This window comes from Bradyrhizobium sp. LA2.1 (assembly GCF_040547725.1).
In the GTDB taxonomy this organism is placed as follows: Bacteria; Pseudomonadota; Alphaproteobacteria; order Rhizobiales; family Xanthobacteraceae; genus Bradyrhizobium; species Bradyrhizobium barranii.
Map to the genome: position 1 here is coordinate 118,556 of NZ_JBEPQI010000003.1, position 22,048 is coordinate 140,603.

At 64.7% G+C, this 22,048-nt stretch carries 18 protein-coding genes; 6 read left to right on the forward strand and 12 right to left on the reverse strand.

Annotated features, from left to right (window positions below; translation table 11 throughout):
• The first annotated feature begins 5 nt into the window (after nucleotides 1-5).
• Nucleotides 6-752: a 2-amino-5-chloromuconate deaminase CnbZ gene (cnbZ, locus tag ABIB95_RS06095; RefSeq protein ID WP_354238227.1), complete on the forward strand. Its 747-nt coding sequence runs from the start codon at nucleotides 6-8 to the stop codon at nucleotides 750-752.
• A gap of 117 nt (nucleotides 753-869) precedes the next feature.
• On the opposite strand, the gene ABIB95_RS06100 is transcribed toward cnbZ, so the two are convergent.
• From ABIB95_RS06100 to ABIB95_RS06155, 12 genes are all read right to left on the reverse strand, one after another.
• Nucleotides 870-1,757, reverse strand: a complete 888-nt coding sequence (locus ABIB95_RS06100) for an ABC transporter permease (protein ID WP_039151440.1) — start codon at nucleotides 1,755-1,757, stop codon at nucleotides 870-872.
• A 3-nt stretch (nucleotides 1,758-1,760) separates the two neighbouring features.
• Entirely contained in the window at nucleotides 1,761-2,702 is a 942-nt protein-coding gene (locus tag ABIB95_RS06105; protein ID WP_071915894.1) for an ABC transporter permease, read from the reverse strand.
• A 31-nt stretch (nucleotides 2,703-2,733) separates the two neighbouring features.
• Nucleotides 2,734-4,245, reverse strand: a complete 1,512-nt coding sequence (locus tag ABIB95_RS06110; protein WP_354238228.1) for an ABC transporter substrate-binding protein — start codon at nucleotides 4,243-4,245, stop codon at nucleotides 2,734-2,736.
• 23 nt (nucleotides 4,246-4,268) lie between these two features.
• Nucleotides 4,269-5,369, reverse strand: coding sequence for an ABC transporter ATP-binding protein (locus ABIB95_RS06115; RefSeq protein ID WP_354238229.1), 1,101 nt, complete (start codon nucleotides 5,367-5,369; stop codon nucleotides 4,269-4,271).
• Nucleotides 5,369-6,358, reverse strand: a complete 990-nt coding sequence (locus ABIB95_RS06120; protein ID WP_166350860.1) for an ABC transporter ATP-binding protein — start codon at nucleotides 6,356-6,358, stop codon at nucleotides 5,369-5,371. Before ABIB95_RS06120 ends, ABIB95_RS06115 begins: the two co-directional genes overlap by 1 nt.
• Nucleotides 6,355-7,065 (reverse strand): DUF1028 domain-containing protein, encoded by a 711-nt coding sequence (locus ABIB95_RS06125; RefSeq protein ID WP_354238230.1) that lies wholly within the window; start codon nucleotides 7,063-7,065, stop codon nucleotides 6,355-6,357. The genes ABIB95_RS06120 and ABIB95_RS06125 overlap by 4 nt, the downstream gene beginning before the upstream one ends.
• Before the next feature lie 9 nt (nucleotides 7,066-7,074).
• Nucleotides 7,075-8,880, reverse strand: coding sequence for a gamma-glutamyltransferase family protein (locus ABIB95_RS06130; protein ID WP_354238231.1), 1,806 nt, complete (start codon nucleotides 8,878-8,880; stop codon nucleotides 7,075-7,077).
• Nucleotides 8,881-8,965: 85 nt separating this feature from the next.
• Nucleotides 8,966-9,955, reverse strand: coding sequence for an ABC transporter ATP-binding protein (locus ABIB95_RS06135; RefSeq protein WP_354238232.1), 990 nt, complete (start codon nucleotides 9,953-9,955; stop codon nucleotides 8,966-8,968).
• Nucleotides 9,952-10,938, reverse strand: a complete 987-nt coding sequence (locus ABIB95_RS06140; protein ID WP_354238233.1) for an ABC transporter ATP-binding protein — start codon at nucleotides 10,936-10,938, stop codon at nucleotides 9,952-9,954. Before ABIB95_RS06140 ends, ABIB95_RS06135 begins: the two co-directional genes overlap by 4 nt.
• Nucleotides 10,939-10,951: 13 nt before the next feature.
• Nucleotides 10,952-11,923, reverse strand: a complete 972-nt coding sequence (locus ABIB95_RS06145) for an ABC transporter permease (RefSeq protein WP_071915888.1) — start codon at nucleotides 11,921-11,923, stop codon at nucleotides 10,952-10,954.
• Between the two features lie 10 nt (nucleotides 11,924-11,933).
• A complete protein-coding gene (locus tag ABIB95_RS06150; RefSeq protein ID WP_063984746.1) occupies nucleotides 11,934-12,914 on the reverse strand; it encodes an ABC transporter permease in 981 nt (326 codons plus the stop codon).
• A gap of 104 nt (nucleotides 12,915-13,018) precedes the next feature.
• Nucleotides 13,019-14,614, reverse strand: a complete 1,596-nt coding sequence (locus tag ABIB95_RS06155; protein WP_354238234.1) for an ABC transporter substrate-binding protein — start codon at nucleotides 14,612-14,614, stop codon at nucleotides 13,019-13,021.
• Nucleotides 14,615-14,999: 385 nt separating this feature from the next.
• On the opposite strand from ABIB95_RS06155, the gene ABIB95_RS06160 reads away from it, so the two are divergent.
• The 5 genes from ABIB95_RS06160 to ABIB95_RS06180 all read left to right on the forward strand — a co-directional run bounded on the left by ABIB95_RS06160 (nucleotide 15,000) and on the right by ABIB95_RS06180 (nucleotide 22,029).
• Nucleotides 15,000-15,257 carry a DUF6489 family protein gene (locus tag ABIB95_RS06160; protein ID WP_071915885.1) on the forward strand — a complete coding sequence of 86 codons (258 nt, stop codon included), beginning with the start codon at nucleotides 15,000-15,002 and terminating at the stop codon, nucleotides 15,255-15,257.
• Nucleotides 15,258-16,058, forward strand: a complete 801-nt coding sequence (locus ABIB95_RS06165; RefSeq protein WP_354238235.1) for an esterase/lipase family protein — start codon at nucleotides 15,258-15,260, stop codon at nucleotides 16,056-16,058.
• A gap of 46 nt (nucleotides 16,059-16,104) precedes the next feature.
• Nucleotides 16,105-17,655, forward strand: coding sequence for a WS/DGAT/MGAT family O-acyltransferase (locus tag ABIB95_RS06170; protein WP_354238236.1), 1,551 nt, complete (start codon nucleotides 16,105-16,107; stop codon nucleotides 17,653-17,655).
• Nucleotides 17,656-17,665: 10 nt separating this feature from the next.
• Entirely contained in the window at nucleotides 17,666-18,661 is a 996-nt protein-coding gene (locus ABIB95_RS06175; protein ID WP_354238237.1) for an alpha/beta fold hydrolase, read from the forward strand.
• 131 nt (nucleotides 18,662-18,792) lie between these two features.
• Nucleotides 18,793-22,029, forward strand: a complete 3,237-nt coding sequence (locus tag ABIB95_RS06180) for a bifunctional cytochrome P450/NADPH--P450 reductase (RefSeq protein WP_354238238.1) — start codon at nucleotides 18,793-18,795, stop codon at nucleotides 22,027-22,029.
• Nucleotides 22,030-22,048 lie beyond the last annotated feature (19 nt).

A 22,048-nucleotide genomic window follows, 5' to 3' on the forward strand; every position in this document is an offset into this window, starting at 1 on the left:
TCGACATGATTGGTGATTTCTCCGCCGGCAACTATCGTTTCATTCCGTCCGTGTTCCAGTATTCGGCGGGTGCTGCCGCTGACGACGGATACGAGATCGAGCGGGTTCGGTTCGATCGCCTGGTGCCGCTGGCCGAGGGATTTGCGCTCGCGGCGAAGTATATCCAGGAAGCAGGGCGTCCGCTGACGGCGTTCTGTGCCTGCGAGTTGCGCTCACCGGCGGCCTTCAGCGAGGACGGCTTTCGCGCATTCAACCTGCATTATGTGAAGACGCTGTCCGAATGGGGCATCTTCGACGGCACCACCAATCCGGTGGCGCGCAGCAATGTCTGTCCGGAGTTCGATCCGCCATCCGAACCGTCGTTCTATGCCTTCTCCTTCACGCGTCCGACAACCTCGAAGAGTCCTAGCTTCGTGATCGCCGGTGGCGCCGAGGCGCGCGAGGGCGGCGGGACCTATGTCGAGCGCACGGTGCGCTATCGCGACCTCAGTTCGGAGGGGCTTCGCGAGAAGGTGCGGTTCACCACCACGTCGCAGATGGAGAACCGGATGACGGCCTTCGGCTTCGGCTGGAAGGACACCACCGGCGTGCAGGCCTATTCCGTGCACGATTTCCACCACGCGCTGGTCGACGAGCTGGTCCGCCACGGCGCGCTGCGCTCCGGCCTGACCTGGCATTTTGCCCGGCCGCCGGTGGTCGACCTCGAATACGAGATGGATTGCCGCCGCGTGCTGCGCGAGACCGTGATTTGAGGTCCTCATCCTGAGGAGCGGCCGTCAGGCCGCGTCTCGAACGATGGCTCCAGGTGACAGTCGGGCCTTCATGGTTCGAGACGCGCGTAAGAACGCGCTCCTCACCATGAGGGACTGCTAGCGCTGGCGCGGGTCGAGTGCGTCGCGCAGGCCGTCACCGAGCAGGTTCAGCGACAGCACCACGAGGAAGATCGCAAGGCCCGGCCAGATCGCCATCCACGGCGCCTGGGTCAGGAAGCGCTGCGCCGCGTTGAGCATGCTGCCCCAGGACGGTGCGGGCGGCTGCTGGCCGAGACCGAGAAACGATAAGGCGGCCTCGGCGATGATGGCGGCGGCAATCGACAGCGTCGCCTGCACCAGCAGCGCCGGCAGGATGTTCGGCAGGATGTGCGAGAACGCTATCCGCCATGGCGGATTGCCGAGCGCGCGCGCAGCCTCGACATAGTCTTCGGCCTTGACGCTCAGCACCTGCCCGCGCGTCAGACGGATGAAGATCGGCGTTGCCGAGATACCGATCGCGATCATGGCATTGCCGAGGCTCGGGCCAAGGAACGCGGCGAGCGCGATCGCCAGGATCAGGAACGGGCAGGCCAGCATTGCATCGGTGATCCGGCTGATCAGCGCGTCGACAAATCCGCCGCGATAGCCGGCGAGGAGACCAAGGGGGACACCGATCCCGAGCGCGATCGCGACCGAGATGAGACCCGCCATTAGCGAGGCCCGCGCGCCGTAGATGACGCGGCTGAGGATGTCGCGGCCGAGATCGTCGGTGCCGAACCAGTGGGCGGCGGTGGGCGGCTTGCGCACCAGGCTCCAGCTCGTCGCAATGGGATCATAGGGCACGACCAGCGGCGCAAGGGCCGCAAGCAGGATGAAAGCCGTGATCACGACAAGTCCGAAGACCGCGGCCTTGCGCTTGAACAGGCGCCGCCGCGCACGGCGGGCCGGGCTGTCCAGCTCGTAGGCCTGGGTGGCGGGACTGGCTGGCAGTGCGGCGTCGGTCATCGTCTAACCTCGCAGCCGCGGATTGACGAGGACATAGGCGACGTCGGCAACGAGATTCAGCGTGATGTAGACTGTGGCCGTCACCAGCACCACGCCCTGCACCACCGCATAGTCACGGTTGAAGACGGCATCCACGATCAGCTTGCCGAAGCCGGGAATGGAGAAGATCTGCTCGGTCAGCACCGCGCCCGACAACAGCGTGCCGAGTTCGAGCGCTCCGAGGGTGATGATCGGCGTCAGCGCGTTGCGCATCGCATGCTTGAGGATCACCGAGCGCTCGGAGAGACCTTTCGCGCGCGCGGTGCGGACATAGTCGCTCTCGAGAACCTGGAGCATGGCGCTGCGCGTGTGCCGCATCAGGACCGCCGAAATTGCGTTGCCGAGCACGAAGGCCGGCATGATGGTGGCTGCCAGGCTCGCGCGCCAGTCCTCAGTGAGCGGCACATAGCCTGAGGCCGGCAGCCAGCCCAGGTGAATCGAGAACAGGAAGATCATGAGGATTCCGAGCCAGAAATTCGGCGTCGAGATGCCCCACAGCGCGAACAAATTGGCGCCATAGTCCCAAACCGTGCCCTTCTTCACCGCGGAGATGATGCCGGCGGGAATGCCGATGAGGAACGCGATCAGGATCGCCATCGAGCCGAGCTGGAGCGTCACCGGCAGCTTCTGTGCGATCAGCTCGCGCACCGGCATCTTGTTGCGCAGCGACTCGCCGAAATTGCCTGAGAGAACGCCCTTGAGCCAATAGACGTACTGCACGGGGATCGGCTGATCCAGCTTGTACTGCTGGCGGATCTGTTCGATCACGGCGGGATCGCGCTCCTCGCCGGCCATCACCAGCGCGGGATCGCCCGGCAGCAATTGCTGGAGCGAGAAGATCAGCACCGACACGAAGAACAGTGTCGGCACGATCTGCGCGATTCGGTGGGCGAGGAAGTTCAGCATGGCTCCACGCGCGTCCCAACCGCTGCCGTGATCACTTGAACTTTAATCCGACCACACGCACCAGCCCATCGGGCATCTGCCTGTAGCCGTCGAGCTTCTTCGTGTGCGCGATCAGCAGTGTGCGGTGGTAGATGTAGATGATCGGCAAATCGTCAAGCAGGATCTTGGTCAGCTTTTCGTAGATCGCCTTGCGCTCCTCGACGTTGGACGTCATGCGTCCATCTTCCATCAGCTTGTCGGCCTCGGGGTTCGAATACACGCCGTCGTTTTGCGGCGCCTTGCTGCGCATGAAGATGTAGGAATTGCCGTCGGGATCGATGCGGCCGCTCCAGTTGATCTGGAAGATCTGGAACTCGCCGGCCTGGGCCTGCTTGAAGGTCGTCGCGAATTCGACCGCGCGGATCTTGATGTCAAAACCCGCTTCCGCGGCCATGGACTGGACGACCTGGGCGACGGCTTCGTTCTCCGCGCCCTTGGGGATCATGTAATCGACCGTCACCGGCGCGGTGACGCCGGCTTCCTTCAGCAGTGCCTTGGCCTTCGCGATATCGCGACCGCGAACCGGGAACGCTTTCTGGTAATAGGGATGCTTCGGGCTGACCCACTGGTTGCCGGGCGTGAACTCGCCGTTGAATACGACCTGGTTGAGGGCTTCGCGGTCGATCGAGAGATCGAGCGCCTGGCGGACCTTCGCCGACTGGCTCAGCGGCCCCTTGGTCTTGTCGTTTCCGATATTGACGGTCAGGCCGAGATAGCCGAGCTCCGGCGCGGTCGACAGCACGAGGCGGGAATCGGCGCGCACGTCCTTGATGTCGGTGGCCAGCACGCGCTCGATCAAATCGAGCCCGCCGGACTTGAGGTTGGCAAGGCGCACCGTCGCGTCGACAATCGGCAGGAACACGACGCGGTCGATATGGATGTTGTCCTTGTTCCAATAGTCGGCAAACCTCTCGAACACCATGCGGTCCTGCTGGACGCGCTCGACGAATTTGTAGGGGCCGGCGCAGACCGGATGCAGGCCGAACTTGTCGCCCGCCTCCTTCGCTGCCTTCGGCGAGACCATCATGCCGGAGCGGTCGGTGAGCTGGGCGATCAAGGGCGAGTAGGGCGTCTTGAGCACCAGCTTGATGGTCAGGGGATCGACCACCTCGACATGGTCGACGCTGGCAAGCTCCGACTTCCGGAACGAGGTCGGCAGCGTCATGTGACGCTCGATCGAGAACTTTGCGGCTTCGGCGTCCAGCGGCTCGCCGTCATGGAATTTGACGTTGGGCCGGAGCTTGATCGTCATCTCCTTGCCGTCGGCCGAAGTCTCGTAGGACAGCGCGAGCTGCGGCACGATGTTGAGCTTCTCGTCGATGTCGAACAGCTTGTCGCAGAAGGCGGAGAAGACGATGCGGCCGACATAGGTGCGGCCGATGCTGGGATCGAGGATGTCGGGGTCTTCGGCGATGCCGACGCGAAGCGTGGTCTGAGCCTGGGCTGCGCCCGCGAGCGACGTCAGCACAGCCGACGCCAGGATTGTCAAACGCATGAAACTCATCGCTCTCAACCTCTGTTTTGCGGCTATGCCGGGTCCGTTCCCAATGAACTAACCCCGCTGCCGCGGACTGCTTCCGGGCCCCCGCTGAAGGCGGCGACCAATTTTTCAAGGACCGGCGAGAAGCCGCCGTCGGACGGGACGATCGCCGCGGAGGACGGCAGTTCCGACGTTCGGTGACAGGCCGTTGCATGTCCGATGCCATCCGGCACGAGCTGCGGCATTTCACTGCGGCAGCGGTCGATCACGTAGGGGCAGCGGGTGTGGAAGCGGCAACCCGGCGGCGGGCTGAGTGCGCTGGGGATCTCTCCCTGCAGCACAATTCGGCTGCGCTTTGCCCGCGGTTTAGGCATGGGGATCGCGGACAGCAGCGCACGGCTGTAGGGATGGCGGGGTGCCGCGAACAGGGCGTCCGCCTCGGCAGTCTCGACGATCTGGCCGAGATTCATCACGGCGACATGGTCGGCGATGTGCTTGACCACGGCGAGGTCATGCGAGACGAAGATATAGGCCAGCCCAAGCCGGTCCTGAAGCTCGCGCAGCAGGTTCAGGATCTGCGAGCGGATCGAGACGTCCAGCGCCGAGACCGGCTCATCGCAGATGATCAGTTTTGGTTCGACCGCAAGCGCGCGGGCAATTGCGATGCGCTGGCGCTGGCCGCCGGAGAACTCGTGCGGATAGCGCCGTTCGAGCCGCGGCTCGAGACCGACCAGCCGCAGGATTTCCGCGACGCGTTCGCGCCGTTGCGCCGGCGGTACCAGATCGTGCAGCGCCAGCGGCTCGGTGAGAATCTGGCCGACCGTCATGCGCGGATTGAGCGAGGCGTAGGGGTCCTGGAAGATGATCTGCGCTTCGCGGCGGAAGGCGCGGATCGCCCCGGCGTCCAGCGAGAGCAGGTCACGGCCGGCGAAACGCACCGTGCCTGCATCCGGCTCGATCAGCCGCAGCACCAGGCGACTGACGGTGGATTTGCCGCAACCGGATTCGCCGACCAGGGCCAGCGTCTTGCCGGCGTCGAGAGAGAAGCTGACGCCATCGACCGCTTTGACATGCCCCAGTGCCCGGCCGAACAGCGAGCGCCCGGCGACAAAATGCTTGACCAGGCCTTCGACCTCGAGAAGCGCCATCACGACACCAGAAGTTCGAGCGGTGCGCGGATGCAGCGCGAGAGGTGATCGGGGCTGACTTCGACCAGCGGTGGCGGCACCTCGGTGCAGGCGTCCAGCACGAAGGGGCAGCGCGCGGCGAAACGGCAGCCGGCGGGTGGCTGCGCCATGTTCGGCACCATGCCCTCGATCGTGGCCAGTTGCTCGGCGCGATGATCGAGCCGCGGGATCGAGCCCAGCAGGCCGACGGTGTAGGGATGCTGCGGCATCGCGAACAGCTCGTCGACCGGCGCGCGCTCGACGATCTCGCCGGCATACATCACCGCGACCTCGTCGCAGACTTCGGCGACGACACCGAGATCGTGGGTGATCAGGATGATGGCGGCGCCGCTCGCCGCCTTCAGTTCGCGCATCAGCTCCAAAATCTGCGCCTGCAGGGTGACGTCGAGCGCGGTGGTCGGCTCGTCCGCGATCAGGAGCCGCGGATCGCAGGCGAGCGCCATCGCGATCATCACGCGCTGGCGCATGCCGCCGGAGAGCTTGTGCGGATATTCGTCGATGCGGCGCTCGGGCGAGGGGATGTGAACGCGCCGCAGCAGCTCGATCGCCCGCTCGCGCGCGCTGCGCCGGGAGCCGCCGCGGTGGCGCAGAATGGTCTCGATGATCTGGTCGCCGATGGTGAAGCTCGGATTGAGCGACGTCATCGGCTCCTGAAAAATCATCGCGAGCCGGTTGCCGCGGAGATCGCGCAGCGTCTGGTCAGGAGTCTTCAGCAGGTCGAAGCCGTCGAAGCGGATCGCGCCCGAGATCTCCGCGCTTTGCTTCGGCAGCAATCCCATGATCGCCAGCGACGTCACGCTCTTGCCGCAACCGGATTCGCCGACGAGGCCGAGCGTCGCGCCATTGGCAACGCTGAGATCGACGCTGTCGACGGCGTGGGTCACGCGGCCGTCGTCGCCGTGGAAGCGGATGCGCAGATCCTTGATCTCGATGAGAGGACTTGCGCTCATGATTGCCTTGCTCGGCTCGCAGCAATGCTGGCGTCGATGACGCTGCGATCGGTGTTGCCTGCCGGGTTCTGCCGCGTCGGCATGGAAGAGCGGAAATGCACCCAGAGTTCCTGACTGACGCGCTCCAGCCGTTCGAGTTCGCCCAGCGGATCGGGATGATCGTCGGCGCGAATGTCCAGCGCCGGCCATTCCTCCTCGCCGTGGATCAGGAGCGCAGCGGATTGCTTGCCGCGCTTGTCGCCGCCGGCGGCCTCGCCCGCGCGCATGGCGGCGAGCAGGCGGCGCGGGAAGGGCAGGCTGTCATTGGCGATATAGGTCTTCGCGGTCTCGTCGAGCACGTCGGCGCCGGCAAGCATGTTGCCGGCGATCGAGAAGCCGCTGCCGGCGATGTGCCCGCACCAGTCGACGCAGTCGCGCCCGGTATGCGAGGCGATCGCGCCGCTGGCGTCCATGATGTGGATCTGGCGGCTCTCGCGGCCGTCGTCGGTCGCGAGCTGGGTGGCGAGAACGTCATGCGCATTCAGGCCCTCGCGCAGCAGCTTGACGCCGTCGATGCCGTAATAGGGATTGACGAAGGCCTGGGTCGCGATGGCGCCGAGACCGGCCGCGATGTAGGGCACGCGCGCTCCGACGGCGAAGAAGCGGGTAGCTACAGCGATGCCGAACTGGCCGGTGGCAGGGTCTCGCGCGATGATCGACCAGGTCATGTGCTGCCTTCAGCGCCCTGCGGCGTAGCCCTGCATGCCACGCGGGTTGGCGGCGGCGCGGCGGCGCACCCCGACGCGCGAGGCCGCGGTGAGGCGACCTTCCGACCAGTCGGGGCCGACCTCGACAATGTGTCCGCGCTCGCGAAGGTTCTCGATCGTCGCCTTCGGCACGCGGTTCTCGACCACGAGCACGCCGGGGCGCGCGGTGCGCGGCCAGAACGAGATCGGGAAATGCTCGGAGTGCCAGGCTGGCGCGTCGATCGATTCCTGGAGATTGAGGTTGCAATGGACGTGCCGCAGGAAGAACTGCGTGATCCACTGATCCTGCTGGTCGCCGCCGGGCGAGCCCCAGGCGAGGTACGGCTCGCCGTCGCGTAGCGCCATGGTCGGCGACAGCGTCGTGCGCGGCCGCTTGCCCGGCGCAAGCGCTGCAGGATGGTCTTCCTCCAGCCAGAACATCTGCGCGCGGCTGCCGAGGCAGAAGCCGAGCTCCGGAATGATCGGCGAGGATTGCAGCCAGCCGCCCGATGGCGTCGAGGACACCATGTTGCCGGCCTTGTCGATGATGTCGAAATGCACGGTGTCGCCGCGCACTTCGCCGAAACGCCCGACTGTCGGCTCGCCCGCGCCAAGCGCGCCGACCGCCTCGCGCTGCCCCTCGGCGCGGCGCAGCTTGACCACGCCGCCAAAACCTTCGACCGAACCGGGGAGGAAGTCGAGCGATGCCTTCTCTGAGATCAGTTTGCGGCGTTCGTCGTTATAGGCATCCGACAGCAGCGTCGCGATCGGGATCTCGCTGAATTTGGGGTCGCCGTAGAATTTCTCGCGGTCGGCAAACGCAAGCTTGGCGCATTCGATCTGGAGGTGGATGAATTCCGGCCCGGTGGGATCGAGCCCGTCAAGCGCAAAGCCCTTGAGCAGCGCGAGCTGCTGGAGCGTCACCGGACCCTGGCTCCAGACGCCGGCCTTGCAGACGGTGTAGCGGCCATAGTCGTAAGTGAGCGGTGCCTCGATCGTCGGCTGCCAGCGCGCCATGTCGTCGGCCGAGAGCACGCCGCGATGCGGCGAGCCGCTGACATCCATCACTTCCTGGGTGCGGCAGAACTTGTCGATGGCTTCCGCAACGAAACCTTGCGACCAGGCCTTTCGCGCGCGCTCGATCTCGGCGTCGCGGTCACCGCCGCCGCTCTCGGCTTCGCTGAGAATGCGGGCGTAGGTCGCAGCCAGCGTCTTGTTGGTGAAGAGCGTGCCGGGCTTCGGCACTTCGCCATTGGGCAGATAGACCGCCGCCGAGGTCGGCCAATGCTTGCGGAACAGTTGCTCGACGGTCTGGATCGTGGCACAGGCGCGCTCGACCAGCGGATAACCGTCGCGCGCGTAGGAGATCGCAGGCTCCAGCACGTCGCGCACGCGCATCGTGCCGTATTCGCGCAGCAGCATCATCCAGGATTCGAACGTGCCGGGGACGCAGGCCGCGAGCAGGCCGGTGCCGGGCACCATGTCGAGGCCTTCGCTCTTGTAGTGGGCGATGGTGGCGCGCGCCGGCGCCGGGCCCTGGCCGCAGATCACCTCGGTGCGTGCGCGTTTGACGTCATGCACGATGATGGGCACGTCTCCGCCCGGGCCGTTCAAATGCGGTTCGACGATCTGGAGCGTGAACGCTGTGGCGACGCCGGCGTCGAAGGCATTGCCGCCCTTTTCCAGGATGGCCATGCCGACCGCGGTCGCGATCCAGTGTGTGGTGGCGACGACCCCGAATGTGCCCTCGATCTCGGGGCGCGTCGTGAAGGGATCGGGATTGACGTTGCTGGCCATGGGATTTCGCTACCTTATTTGTCGCGCGCAATTGATCACAGGCGATGCCGTGCCGCCAATGCGTGGACCGCATGGCACGCGCGCGTCACGCCGGGACCGGCGCGGTGTTCACCGCATGGCAGGCGACGCCGGCGATCAGTTCCGGGGCTTCCTTGCGGCAGAGATCGTACGCCAGCGGGCAGCGCGGATTGAAGGCGCAGCCGGGCGGCGGATTGATCGGATTCGGGATCTCGCCCTTCACCGGAATACGCTGGCGGCCCGACATCGCGAGGTCAGGCACGGCGCCCAGCAGCATCTTGGTGTAGGGCATGCGCGGTCGGGCGAACAGCTCGCGTCCCTCCGCGATCTCGACGATGCGGCCGAGATACATCACGCCGACGCGGCTCGCCATGTGGCGGACCACGGCGAGGTTGTGGCTGATGAACATGTAGGTCAGGCCGAACTTGTCCTGGAGGTCGCGCATCAGGTTCAGGATCTGCGCCTGCACGGAGACGTCGAGCGCCGAGGTCGGCTCGTCGCAAACGATGAACTCCGCATCGGAGGCGAGCGCTCGCGCGATCGCGATGCGCTGGCGCTGGCCGCCGGAGAATTCGTGTGGAAATTTCAACCGGTCGTCGGGATGCAGCCCGACAAGGCTGAGCAGTTCGCCGACGCGCGCCTGGATGTCGCGCTCGCCCTGGATCAGGTCGAAGGCGCGGATCGGCTCGGAGATGATGGCATCGACCCGGAAGCGCGGGTTCAGGCTCGCATAGGGGTCCTGGAAGATCATCTGGATGCGGCGGCGCAGTTTTCGCCGCGCCTGCGCCTGCCGTGGATCGGTCATCGAGATGCCGTCGATCAGCACGTTGCCGGAACTCGGCGGCAACAGGCCGACGACCATCCGCGCCACCGTGGTCTTGCCCGAGCCGGACTCGCCGACCAGCGCAAATGTCTCGCCCTTCCGGATGTCGAAGCTAACGTGATCGACAGCCTTGAGATATTCGAGATGCCCGCCTTCGAGCACGCGGTTGAGCCAGGGTTTGGAGACGTCGAAGACGCGGCGCAGATTTGTGGCCTGGACGAAAGGCGTGCTCATGCCGCGCTCTCCGCAGGCACGGTGTCGTAGAGATGGCAGGCAACGGATTGGGTGCCGCGCGATAGTGGCTCCGGCCGTTCAACCCGGCAGCGATCGAAGGCGAAGGCGCAGCGCGGATTGAACGAGCAGCCGCGCGGGATCGCCGACAGGCGCGGCATGGAGCCGGGGATCTGCACCAGGCGCTTGTCGTCCCCGGCAAGCGTCGGAATCGCGCCCATCAGGCCCTTGGCGTAAGGGTGCAGCGGATTCTTGACGACGTCCTGTACCGGGCCGATCTCGGCGACGCGGCCGGCGTACATCACCGCGACGCGGTCGGAGGTCTCCGCGATCACGCCCATGTCGTGGGTCACCAGCATCACGGCGGTGCCGTGGTCGCGGCCGAGCCGCTTGATCAGCGAGATGATCTGCGCCTGCACGGAGACGTCGAGCGCGGTGGTCGGCTCGTCCGCGATGATCAGTTCGGGCTCGGCGCAGATCGCCAGCGCAATCACCACGCGCTGGCGCATGCCGCCGGAGAATTCGTGGGGATAGCCGTCGATGCGCTTTTCCGGCGCGGGAATACCGACCTCGGCGAGCAGGTCGATGGCGCGGCGGCGGGCGGCCGTCTCGGACAGGTTCAGGTGGGTTTTGATCGTCTCGATGATCTGGTCGCCGACGCGGTACAGCGGATTGAGCGAGGTGAGGGGGTCCTGGAAGATCATGCCGATCCGTTTTCCCCGGATGCGGCGTATCTCCTCGGCCGGCAGATTGTCGATGCGCCGGCCGGCGAGACGAATCTCGCCGCCGGCGATGCGGCCGGGCGGATCGATCAGGCCGATCACCGCCAGGCCGGTGACGGACTTGCCGGCGCCGGATTCGCCGACCACGCCGAGCACCTCGCCCTTGGCGATGTCGAACGAGACGCCGTCGATCGCGCGCAGCGTACCGCGGCGGGAGGCGAACTCGACCTGGAGATTGCGCACGGAGAGAACGGGTTCGGTCATGGGCGACGCATACTCATCGAAGCTTCGGGTTCAACGCGTCGCGCAGCCAGTCGCCGAGCAGGTTGATGGACAAGATCAGCGCGGCCAGCGCGATGCCGGGGAAGGCGACGATCCACCATTCACCCGCGAACAGATAATTGTTGCCGATGCGGATCAGCGTGCCGAGCGACGGCATGGTGTCGGGCAGGCCGACGCCGAGGAACGACAGCGTCGCCTCGGTGATGATGGCGAGTGCGAGGTTGATGGTGGCGATGACCAGGATCGGACCCATCGTGTTCGGCAGCACGTGGCGGAACATGATCTTCGGCGCGGGCAGGCCAATCAGCTGCGCCGCGGCCACGTAGTCCTTGTTCTTCTCGACCATGACCGAGCCGCGCACCGTCCGGGCATATCCCACCCAGAAACTCAGGCCGATCGAGATCACCAGCACCACTAGCATGCTGTTGGCATCCAGCCGGTTGCCGAGGATCGATTTCGCGATGCCGTTGACCAGCAGCGCGATCAGAATGGCGGGGAAAGTGAGCTGCACGTCGGCGATCCGCATGATCACGCCGTCGACCGCTCCCCCGAAATAGCCGGCGATCAGGCCGAGTGCGATTCCGAGCGCGCCGGCGAAGACCACGCCGGCGACACCGACGGCGAGCGAGATGCGCAAGCCATACAGGATGGCGGAGAACACGTCGCGGCCCTGCTCGTCGGTGCCGAGCAGGAACGGGCTCTGGCCGTCGGCGGTCCAGAGCGGTGAGATCCGCGAGTTCATCAATTGCAGCTGCGCCGGATCGAACGGGTTCTGCACCGCGAGTGCCGATGCAAAGATCGCGAGCAGGAAGAACAGCACGGTAATGGCCGCCGCCACCATGGTCAGCTTGGAGCGGCGGAACGAATAGAAGATGTCGCTGTCGAGCGCGCGGCTGAGCCAGCTGCGGGCGGCATGCGTCGGCAGCGTGCTCGGCTTGTCGGAATTTGAGGCGACTACGTCGGACATGGAGGCTGCCTTATGCCGCGCGGCCGATGGTCGAGCGCAGGCGCGGATCGACCACGGTGTAGAGGATGTCGACCACCAGATTGATGGTGACGAAAATCAGAGAGACCATCAGCAGGTAGGCGGCCATAATCGGGATATCGACGTTTTGCACGGCCTGCACGAACAGAAGTCCCATGCCGGGCCATTGGAATACGGTTTCGGTGATGATCGAAAATGCAATAACCGAGCCAAACTGTAGTCCGGCCACCGTGATGACGGGAATGAGCGTGTTCTTCAGTGCGTGGCCGAAATGGATGGCACGGGTGGTCAGCCCGCGGGCCCGAGCGAAGCGAATATAGTCGGTCCGAAGCACTTCCAGCATTTCCGCGCGCACCAGCCGCATGATCAGGGTCATCTGGAACAGGCCGAGCGTGATCGAGGGCATGATCAGCGCCTTCAGGCCCGACAGCGTGAGCAGCCCCGTCGTCCACCAGCCGAGCTTGACCACCTCGCCGCGACCGAACGAGGGCAACCAGCCCAATGTCACCGCGAACAGATAGATCAGGAGAATGCCGATCAGGAAAGTCGGCAACGAGATGCCGATCAGCGAAACCGCCTGGAATAATTTGGCGAGCACGGTGTCGCGTTTGAGCGCCGAATAGACGCCCATCAGGATGCCGAACACCATTGCGAATACGGTCGCGCAGATCGCCAGTTCCAGCGTCGCGGGCATGCGCTCCATCAACAGCGTAGAGACCGGCTGGCGGAACTGATAGGAGACGCCGAATTTGAACTGCGCGGCGTTGCCGAAATAGCGGACGAACTGCACCGGCACGGGATCATCGAGGCCGAGCGATTTGCGCACGGCTTCGCGTTCGGCCGCCGACGTATCGATCGAGACGATCTGGTTGACCGGGTCGCCGGCGAAGCGGAACATCGAGAACGCGATGATGCCGACGGCGAACATGACGCCGATGGCCTGAAGGGCGCGGCGAAGAGTGAAAGCGAGCATGCCTTCCACTATCCTTGGGTGTGCGTTTGGCTGACGTCTTTGTCAGCCGGAAAAGGAAAGGTCCCGGAAGCCTGACGCTGCCGGGACCTCGTGTTCAACTGTCGCTATTCCTTCTTGGTCGCCCAGTGGAACATGACCAGATTGTCGGCGCGCTGCGGCAGGTTGACCTTCTTTGATACGCCCCAGGCCAGCGCCTGCTGGTGCAGCGGGATGTAGGACCAGTCCTTGTTGCCGATTTCGTAGGCCTGCTTGATCAGCTGGTTGCGCTTGGCGGTGTCGGTTTCGACCAGCACCTTGTCGGTGATGGCGTCGAACTCCTTGTTGCAGTAACCGCCGAGATTGGCTTCGCCGCGCGAGGATTTGGCATCGTCGCGGCAGCCCATGATGTCAAAGAGCACGTTGTGGGAATCCATCGTGCTCGGCGTCCAGCCCAGCATGTAGAACGAGGTCTGGTAGCCGCCTTGCTTCAACACCTTGGCGAAGTATTGCGCCTTGGGCTGCGCCAGCAGATTGATCTTGACGCCGATGCGGGCGAGCATGCCGACGACGGCCTGGCAGATCGCGGCGTCGTTGACGTAGCGATCGTTCGGGCAATCCATGGTGACCTCGAAGCCGTCGGGGTAGCCGGCCTCGGTCAGGAGCTTCTTGGCGCCTTCAGGGTCGAATTTCGGCCGGGTGAACTCCTTGGACAGCAGGAACAATTCCGGAGCGATCATCAACGCCGACGGCGTCGACAGCCCGCGCATCACGCGCGTCTTGATCAGCTCGATGTCGATCGCCTTGTAGAAGGCCTCGCGGACCCGGATGTCCTTGAATGGGTTCTTGCCCTTGATGCTGGAGTAGAGCAACTCGTCGCGGACCTGATCGAAGCCGATGAAGATGGTGCGCAGCTCCGCCCCCTTCAGCACCTGGGCGTTCGGGCTCGAATCGACGCGGGAGATGTCCTGGATCGGCACCGGCTCGATGACGTCGACTTCGCCCGACAGCAGCGCGGCGACGCGGGTGGCGTCGGAGGCGATCGGGGTGAAGATGATCTCCTTCAAATTGCCTTCGACCTTGCCCCAGTAATTGGGATTGGCCTTGAACACCGTCTTCACGCCGGGCTGGTGGCTCTCGATGATGAAGGGACCGGTGCCGTTTTCGTGGAGCGAGGCGTAGCTCGGCGTGGTCGCCGCCACCGGCGTCGGGTCGACGACGTTGTTCTCCTCGGCCCATTTCTTGTCCATGATGTACCAGACATCCCACGCGTTATGCAGGATGGGATTGGGCGACGGCAGGACGAAATCGACGGTGTAGTCGTCGACCTTGATCACCTTGACGTCCGGAGCAAGGCGGGTCTGCATGTTGGACCCCTTCTTGCGGACGCGATCGGCCGAGAACAGCACGTCGTCGGCGGTGAAGGGATCGCCGTTGTGGAATTTCACGCCTTTGCGCAAATGGAAGCGCCAGCGGGTCGGCTCCGGGGTTTCCCAGCTTTCCGCCAGCGCCGGAATGATCTTGAGGTCCTTGTCGCGCGCGGTGAGGCCTTGATAGACGTGACCGAGATGGGCGTGGGTGGTGCTCTCGTTGAGCGTATAGGGATCGAGCGACTTCAGGTCACCCTGGTTGGCATAACGTAGCGTCTGGCTCGACGCCGGCGAGACCGCCAACGCAAGCGTACCGGCGAGCGTCGCCGCAAACAGAGTTCGACCGACTGACATTCTTGACCCTCTCCACTCTGCCGCGCCGTGATTTTTGATTGTTCGGCGGGCGTCCCAATCCATGTTGCCCAGAGTTCACGACCCGTGCAAGCGCCATTCCAGCAAGGAACGCGCCAAGTTGCGCCGCTGTGCAGCAATGCTGGCCGACAATCTGGCGGCGAGGGGTTCGCGGGCGATATTCGACTTTCGATCGGTGAAGTCCCCGGCCGCGGGGCCCTCGTGCCCCGCCGGGCGCCGAGGAAGCGGGCTCATGGCGGGCGCGATTTCATTGACCATATCCGCCGATCGCGGAAGCAAGGCCGGCCGCCAGCCTCAGGTCGCTTGCGTTGCACACCGTCTCGCGGCGATACTGCGACAGGCCGCTCGAATCTCATCTGGAGGGGACATGAAAGTTAACATCGAAATTGACTGCACCCCCCTTGAAGCCCGCCAGTTCTTCGGACTACCCGACGTGATGCCGATGCAGACCGCCGTGATGGACAAGTTGCAACAGCAGATGATGTCCAACATCGACAAGGTCTCGCCGGAATCGCTGATCCAGAGCTGGTTCACCTTCGATCCCAAGATCGCCGAGCGGTTTCAGGACATGTTCGTCACCATGGCCGGTCTCGGCAGCCCGCGCAGCGGCGACAAGAAGAAATAAATGCCGCCCGGGCCGGACGAGCCGCAGGCGTCGGGCCGGCTTCGTCCGCCGAGCCTCGGCCTGCTGCTGGCCGAAGCGCGTGGACTTTTCGAATTCAACGCCAGCGTAATGCTGTCGCCGCTCCTGATGCGCGCGCCCAGGGGCGACGGCCATCCGGTGCTGGCGCTGCCGGGCTTTCTTGCCAGCGATCTTTCGATGGCGCCGATGCGGCGCTATCTCAGCGAGCTCGGCTATGAGGCGCATGCCTGGCGGATGGGGCGCAATCTCGGTGGGCTGGAACGGATGAGGGAAGCCCTGCGCGCGCGCCTTGCCGAAATCCACGCCACGAGCGGACGCAAGGTCAGCCTGGTCGGTTGGAGTCTCGGCGGCGTCTATGCCCGCGATCTCGCGCTCCAGGCGCCCGAGATGGTCCGTTATGTCGTCACGCTCGGCAGCCCGTTTGCCAACGACGTGCGGGCGACCAACGCCACGCGGCTGTACGAAGCGCTGACCGGCGACCGTGTCGAGGACTTTGCCGAACTGCGCGAGGCGATCGCCGGCGATCTGCCGGTGCCGGCGACGTCGATCTATTCGCGCGCCGACGGTGTCGTGAACTGGCGAACCTGTTTGTTGCGTCCCTCCGACCGCGCCGAGAACATCGAGGTGCACCTGGCGAGCCATATCGGGCTCGGCGTGAACCCCGCGGCGCTGTGGGCCGTGGCGGACCGGCTGGCGCAACCGGAGGGGGAATTCTGGCCGTTCGACCGGGCAGGGCCGTTTGCCATTGCATATGCCCCGCCGGAACGGGCAGTATCGGCCTGACGAGAAGCGCCGGCAAAGGCGCCCGTCAAAACGAGCGGAGGGAACTATGGCTGACGGTAAGAAGCTGTCGTCGCTGGACGCATCATTTCTCTATCTGGAAACGCCGGAGATGCCGATGCATGTCGGCAGCATGGCGATCTTTCGCCTGCCTGACGGCTACAAGGGCGACTTCTTCGAAGACTTCAAGGCGATGATCGTCTCGCGCCTGCACATCGCGCCGATCCTGAAGGCGCGGCTGGAGAAGGCGCCGCTTGATATCGATCATCCCTCCTGGGTCGAGGACGACCAGTTCGACATCGACCGCCACATCTTCCGCGCCAGCCTGCCGCAGCCGCGCGACCGCGCCACGCTCGAACGCATCGTCGGCTGGATGCACGCCAAGCTCTTGAACCGCGCCCGGCCGCTCTGGGAGTTCTACGTGTTCGAGGGCATGAAGGACAACGAGGTCGGGCTCTATTCCAAGATGCACCATGCCGCCATCGACGGCGGCGCCGGGGCGGCGCTGACCAACATGATCTACGATATCTCGCCCACCCCGCGGAAGGTCGATCCGCCGACGGCGGGCAGCAAGCCCGGACAGGAGCCGCGCGACATCGCCGCCAACCTGCTCGACTCCTATCAGCAGCTCTTCACCCAGCCGCTCGATGCCTCGGCGGCAGCGAAGAACCTGCAACTGCCGCGCACGGGCAAGAGCGACATCGGCTCGATCCTGTTCGACAATGCGATGTACCAGATCGAGAGTGCGGTGCGCTTCGCCGGCAACATCCCGACCATGGTCAAGAGCGTCTCCGACGTGCTCGGCAAGATCTCCGATCCGAAATCCCGGGAAAGCCTCGCCAGCATGGTGTCGCCGCCGACCATGCTGAACAAGACGATTTCCTCGGAACGCAGCTTTGCCGGCGTCTCGATCTCGCTGTCGCGTTCAAAGGCGCTCGCCAAGCAGGCCGGCGGCAAGCTCAACGACGTGGTGCTGGCGCTCGCCTCCGGCGTGGTCCGGCGTTACCTCCAGCAATATGGCACGCTGCCCGCGAAATCGCTGACCGCCGCCGTGCCGATCTCGCTGCGCGAGGAAGGCAACACCGAGGCCAACAACCAGGTGTTCGGCATGATCTGCTCGATCGCGACCAATATCGACGATCCCAAGGCGCGGCTGGAGGCGATCATCGCGCAGTCGACCAAGTCCAAGGAGATGTCGCATCCATTGCGGGCCCTGATGCCGCAGATTTCCAACATCTCGATGCTGGGTGCGCCGATGATGGTGCAGGTTCTGGCGCTGCTCTACAGCCGCTCGAACCTGTCGGATGTGCTGCCGCCGGCGGCCAACATCACGGTGTCCAACGTGCCGGGCCCGCGGCAGACGCTCTATGCCGCCGGCGCGGAGCTGTTGCACATCTTCCCGGTGTCGATCTCGACGCATGGACAGGCGCTCAACATCACTGTGCAGAGCTATCGCGACCAGCTCGACTTCGGCTTCATCGTCGGCGCCAACATCATTCCGCACGTGCAGGTGATGTGCGACATGCTGCCGGAGGAGTTCGCCGCGCTGGAGGCGGCCTACGCGCCGCCGGCGGCCGACGTCAAGGGCGCCGCAGAGTAGGAATATTGCGATGATTGAAATGCCACCGCTCAAATTCGTGCAGACGAACGGAATCCGCATGGGCTATTACGAGGCGGGCCCGGTCAGCGACAAGCCGCCGATGGTGCTGTGCCACGGCTGGCCGGAACTCGCCTTCTCCTGGCGTCACCAGATCAAGGCGCTAAGCGAGGCCGGCATCCGGGTGATCGCGCCGGACCAGCGCGGCTATGGCGCGACCGACCGGCCCGAGCCGGTCGAGGCCTACGACATCGAACATCTGACCGGCGACCTCGTCGGGCTCCTCGATCATCTCCAGATCGACAAGGCCATCTTCGTCGGTCACGACTGGGGCGGCTTCATCGTCTGGCAGATGCCGCTGCGGCACATCGACCGGGTTGCGGGGGTGGTCGGCATCAACACGCCTCATACCAACCGTGCCTGGGCCGATCCGATCGAGCTGTTGCGCGCTCGCTTCGGCGACAAGATGTACATCGTGCAGTTCCAGGATCCGGCGCATGAACCCGACAGGATCTTCGGCAGCCGCGTCGAGCAGACATTCGATGCGTTCATGCGCAAGCCGGCGCCGCGCCCGCCCGATGCGCCGGCAGAGGAAGTGATTGCGGGCGTGGGTGCTTCGCCGCGGGTCAATCTGGCGTTTCCGCAGATGATTGCGGCTTACGACGCGAAGCACGATCCGCGCACGCCGATCCTGTCGCCGGAAGAGAAAAAGGTGTTCGTCGACAATTTCACCAGAACGGGCTTCACCGGCGGCATCAACTGGTACCGCAACATGTCGCGCAACTGGATTCGCGCCGAAGGGCTCGATCATACGGTGCGGGTGCCGTCGCTGATGATCATGGCGGAGAACGACGCGGTGTTGCCGCCGTCTTCCGCCGACGGCATGGACAAGCTGATCCCCGATCTCGAAAAATATCTGGTCCGCGACAGCGGCCATTGGACGCAGCAGGAGAAGCCGGAAGAGGTCAGCGCCAAGCTGATCGAATGGCGTAGAAAGCGGTTTGGCTAGCGCTCGTCGTTGCGAACTCGTCATTGCGAGGAGCGAAGCGACGAAGCAATCCAGACTACCTCCGCGGATATATTCTGGATTGCTTCGCTTCGCTCGCAATGACGACATTGAGGCAGGGGGACTACATTTCGATGTCATCCAAGAACCGTCTGGACCCGATTCCGCAGCCACCGACCAAGCCGGTGGTCGGCAACATGCTGTCGCTGGATTCGGCTGCGCCGGTGCAGCACCTGACCCGGCTTGCCAAGGAGCTCGGGCCGATCTTCTGGCTCGACATGATGGGCTCGCCGATCGTCGTCGTCTCCGGCCACGATCTCGTCGACGAGCTCTCCGACGAGAAGCGCTTCGACAAGACGGTGCGTGGTGCGCTGCGCCGCGTGCGCGCGGTCGGCGGCGACGGCCTTTTCACGGCCGACACCCGCGAGCCGAACTGGAGCAAGGCCCACAACATCCTGCTGCAGCCGTTCGGCAATCGCGCCATGCAGTCCTATCACCCGAGCATGGTCGATATCGCCGAGCAGCTCGTCAACAAATGGGAACGGCTCAACGCCGACGACGAGATCGACGTCGTCCATGACATGACCGCGCTGACGCTGGACACGATCGGCCTGTGCGGCTTCGAGTACCGCTTCAATTCCTTCTATCGACGCGACTACCATCCCTTCGTCGAGTCGCTGGTGCGCTCGCTCGAAACCATCATGATGACGCGCGGCCTGCCGTTCGAGCAGCTGTGGATGCAGAAGCGCCGGAAGACGCTCGCTGAAGACGTCGCCTTCATGAACAAGATGGTCGACGAGATCATCGCCGAGCGCCGCAAGAGCGCGGAAGGGATCGACGACAAGAAGGACATGCTCGCCGCGATGATGACCGGCGTCGACCGCTCGACCGGCGAGCAGCTTGACGACATCAACATCCGCTACCAGATCAACACGTTCCTAATCGCGGGGCACGAGACCACCAGCGGGCTGCTGTCCTACACACTCTACGCTCTGCTCAAGCACCCGGACATTCTCAAGAAGGCCTATGACGAGGTCGACCGCGTCTTCGGCCCCGACGTCAATGCCAAACCGACCTACCAGCAGGTGACGCAGCTCACTTACATCACGCAGATCCTCAAGGAAGCGCTGCGGCTGTGGCCGCCGGCGCCGGCCTATGGCATCTCGCCGCTGAACGACGAGACTATCGGCGGCGGCCAGTACAGGCTCAGGAAGGGCACCTTCATCACCATCCTGGTGACGGCGCTGCATCGCGATCCCTCGGTCTGGGGGCCGAATCCGGACGCCTTCGATCCCGAGAATTTCAGCCGCGAGGCGGAGGCCAAGCGGCCGATCAACGCCTGGAAGCCGTTCGGCAACGGCCAGCGCGCCTGCATCGGCCGCGGTTTTGCGATGCACGAGGCGGCACTCGCGCTCGGCATGATCCTCCAGCGCTTCAAGCTGATCGACCATCAGCGCTATCAGATGCATCTGAAAGAAACGCTGACCATGAAGCCCGAGGGCTTCAAGATCAAGGTACGTCCGCGCGCCGATCGCGAGCGCGGTGCTTATGGCGGGCCGATCGCAGCTGCAGTTTCAGCGCCGAGAGCACCGCGTCAGCCGACGACGCGGCCCGGCCACAATACGCCGATGCTGGTGCTGTACGGCTCCAACCTCGGCACGGCCGAGGAGCTCGCGACGCGCATGGCCGACCTTGCCGAGATCAACGGCTTTGCCGTGCATCTCGGGCCGCTCGACGATTACGTCGGCAAGCTGCCGCAGGAGGGCGGCGTGCTGATCATCTGCGCCTCCTATAACGGCGCGCCGCCTGACAATGCGACGCAATTCGTCAAATGGCTCGGCGACGATCTGCCGAAGGATGCCTTTGCCAATGTGCGCTACGCCGTGTTCGGCTGCGGCAACAGCGATTGGGCGGCAACCTATCAATCGGTGCCGCGCTTCATCGACGAGCAATTGTCGAAGCATGGTGCGCGCGCGGTCTATCCGCGCGGCGAAGGCGATGCGCGCAGCGATCTCGACGGCCAGTTCCAGAAATGGTTCCCTGCGGCCGCGCAGGTTGCCACCAAGGAATTCGGCATCGACTGGAATTTCACCCGCACCGCGGAGGACGATCCGCTCTATGCGATCGAGCCTGTCGCAGTAACCGCCGTCAACACCATCGTCGCGCAGGGCGGTGCTGTCGCGATGAAGGTGCTGGTCAATGACGAGCTTCAGAACAAGTCCGGCGCCAATCCGTCCGAGCGTTCGACGCGCCATATCGAGGTGCAGCTGCCGTCCAACATCATCTATCGCGTCGGCGATCACTTAAGCGTCGTTCCGCGCAACGATCCGACGCTGGTGGATTCGGTTGCCCGTCGCTTCGGCTTCCTGCCGGCGGACCAGATCAGGCTTCAGGTCGCCGAAGGCCGGCGCGCGCAGCTGCCGGTCGGCAATGCCGTCTCGGTCGGACGCCTGCTCAGCGAGTTCGTCGAGTTGCAGCAGGTGGCGACACGGAAGCAGATCCAGATCATGGCCGAGCATACCCGCTGCCCGGTCACCAAGCCGAAGCTGCTGGCCTTCGTTGGCGAGGAGGCCGAGCCGCTCGAGCGTTATCGCACCGAGATTCTGGCCAGGCGCAAATCGGTGTTCGACATGCTGCTCGAATATCCGGCCTGCGAGTTGCCGTTCCACGTTTACCTGGAAATGCTCTCGCTGCTGGCGCCGCGCTACTATTCGATTTCGTCCTCGCCGTCGGTGGACCCGGCGCGATGCAGCGTCACGGTCGGCGTGGTCGAAGGGCCGGCCGCCTCCGGGCGCGGTGTCTACAAAGGCATCTGCTCGAATTATCTCTCCAACCGGCGTGCGGGCGATGCGATCTATGCCACCGTGCGCGAGACCAAGGCCGGCTTCCGGCTCCCGGATGAGTCATCGGTCCCGATCATCATGATCGGCCCGGGCACCGGGCTTGCGCCGTTCCGCGGCTTCCTCCAGGAGCGCGCTGCGCGCAAGGCGAAGGGCGCCGCGCTCGGTCCGGCCATGCTGTTCTTCGGCTGCCGCCATCCCGACCAGGATTTTCTCTACGCGGATGAGCTGAAGGGGATGGCGGCAAGTGGCGTCACGGAGCTGTTCACCGCGTTCTCGCGCGCGGACGGACCGAAGACCTATGTGCAGCACATGCTTGCGGCGCAGAAGGACAGGGTCTGGCCGCTGATCGAGCAGGGCGCAATCATCTATGTCTGCGGCGACGGCGGCAAGATGGAGCCCGATGTAAAGGCCGCGCTCGTCGCGATCCATCGCGAGAAGAGTGGCAGCGATGCCGCCGCGGCTGCGCGCTGGATCGAGGAGATGGGCGCGAAGAACCGGTATGTGCTGGACGTCTGGGCGGGAGGGTGATTGTTCGCCCGATCGTGCT

What these genes read in the sequence shown, in the direction of transcription:
- cnbZ (WP_354238227.1), top strand. Translation starts at nt 6, where the DNA reads ATGATTGGTGATTTCTCCGCCGGCAACTATCGTTTCATTCCGTCCGTG.
- ABIB95_RS06100 (WP_039151440.1), bottom strand. Translation starts at nt 1,757, where the DNA reads ATGACCGACGCCGCACTGCCAGCCAGTCCCGCCACCCAGGCCTACGAG.
- ABIB95_RS06105 (WP_071915894.1), bottom strand. Translation starts at nt 2,702, where the DNA reads ATGCTGAACTTCCTCGCCCACCGAATCGCGCAGATCGTGCCGACACTG.
- ABIB95_RS06110 (WP_354238228.1), bottom strand. Translation starts at nt 4,245, where the DNA reads ATGAGTTTCATGCGTTTGACAATCCTGGCGTCGGCTGTGCTGACGTCG.
- ABIB95_RS06115 (WP_354238229.1), bottom strand. Translation starts at nt 5,369, where the DNA reads ATGGCGCTTCTCGAGGTCGAAGGCCTGGTCAAGCATTTTGTCGCCGGG.
- ABIB95_RS06120 (WP_166350860.1), bottom strand. Translation starts at nt 6,358, where the DNA reads ATGAGCGCAAGTCCTCTCATCGAGATCAAGGATCTGCGCATCCGCTTC.
- ABIB95_RS06125 (WP_354238230.1), bottom strand. Translation starts at nt 7,065, where the DNA reads ATGACCTGGTCGATCATCGCGCGAGACCCTGCCACCGGCCAGTTCGGC.
- ABIB95_RS06130 (WP_354238231.1), bottom strand. Translation starts at nt 8,880, where the DNA reads ATGGCCAGCAACGTCAATCCCGATCCCTTCACGACGCGCCCCGAGATC.
- ABIB95_RS06135 (WP_354238232.1), bottom strand. Translation starts at nt 9,955, where the DNA reads ATGAGCACGCCTTTCGTCCAGGCCACAAATCTGCGCCGCGTCTTCGAC.
- ABIB95_RS06140 (WP_354238233.1), bottom strand. Translation starts at nt 10,938, where the DNA reads ATGACCGAACCCGTTCTCTCCGTGCGCAATCTCCAGGTCGAGTTCGCC.
- ABIB95_RS06145 (WP_071915888.1), bottom strand. Translation starts at nt 11,923, where the DNA reads ATGTCCGACGTAGTCGCCTCAAATTCCGACAAGCCGAGCACGCTGCCG.
- ABIB95_RS06150 (WP_063984746.1), bottom strand. Translation starts at nt 12,914, where the DNA reads ATGCTCGCTTTCACTCTTCGCCGCGCCCTTCAGGCCATCGGCGTCATG.
- ABIB95_RS06155 (WP_354238234.1), bottom strand. Translation starts at nt 14,614, where the DNA reads ATGTCAGTCGGTCGAACTCTGTTTGCGGCGACGCTCGCCGGTACGCTT.
- ABIB95_RS06160 (WP_071915885.1), top strand. Translation starts at nt 15,000, where the DNA reads ATGAAAGTTAACATCGAAATTGACTGCACCCCCCTTGAAGCCCGCCAG.
- ABIB95_RS06165 (WP_354238235.1), top strand. Translation starts at nt 15,258, where the DNA reads ATGCCGCCCGGGCCGGACGAGCCGCAGGCGTCGGGCCGGCTTCGTCCG.
- ABIB95_RS06170 (WP_354238236.1), top strand. Translation starts at nt 16,105, where the DNA reads ATGGCTGACGGTAAGAAGCTGTCGTCGCTGGACGCATCATTTCTCTAT.
- ABIB95_RS06175 (WP_354238237.1), top strand. Translation starts at nt 17,666, where the DNA reads ATGATTGAAATGCCACCGCTCAAATTCGTGCAGACGAACGGAATCCGC.
- ABIB95_RS06180 (WP_354238238.1), top strand. Translation starts at nt 18,793, where the DNA reads ATGTCATCCAAGAACCGTCTGGACCCGATTCCGCAGCCACCGACCAAG.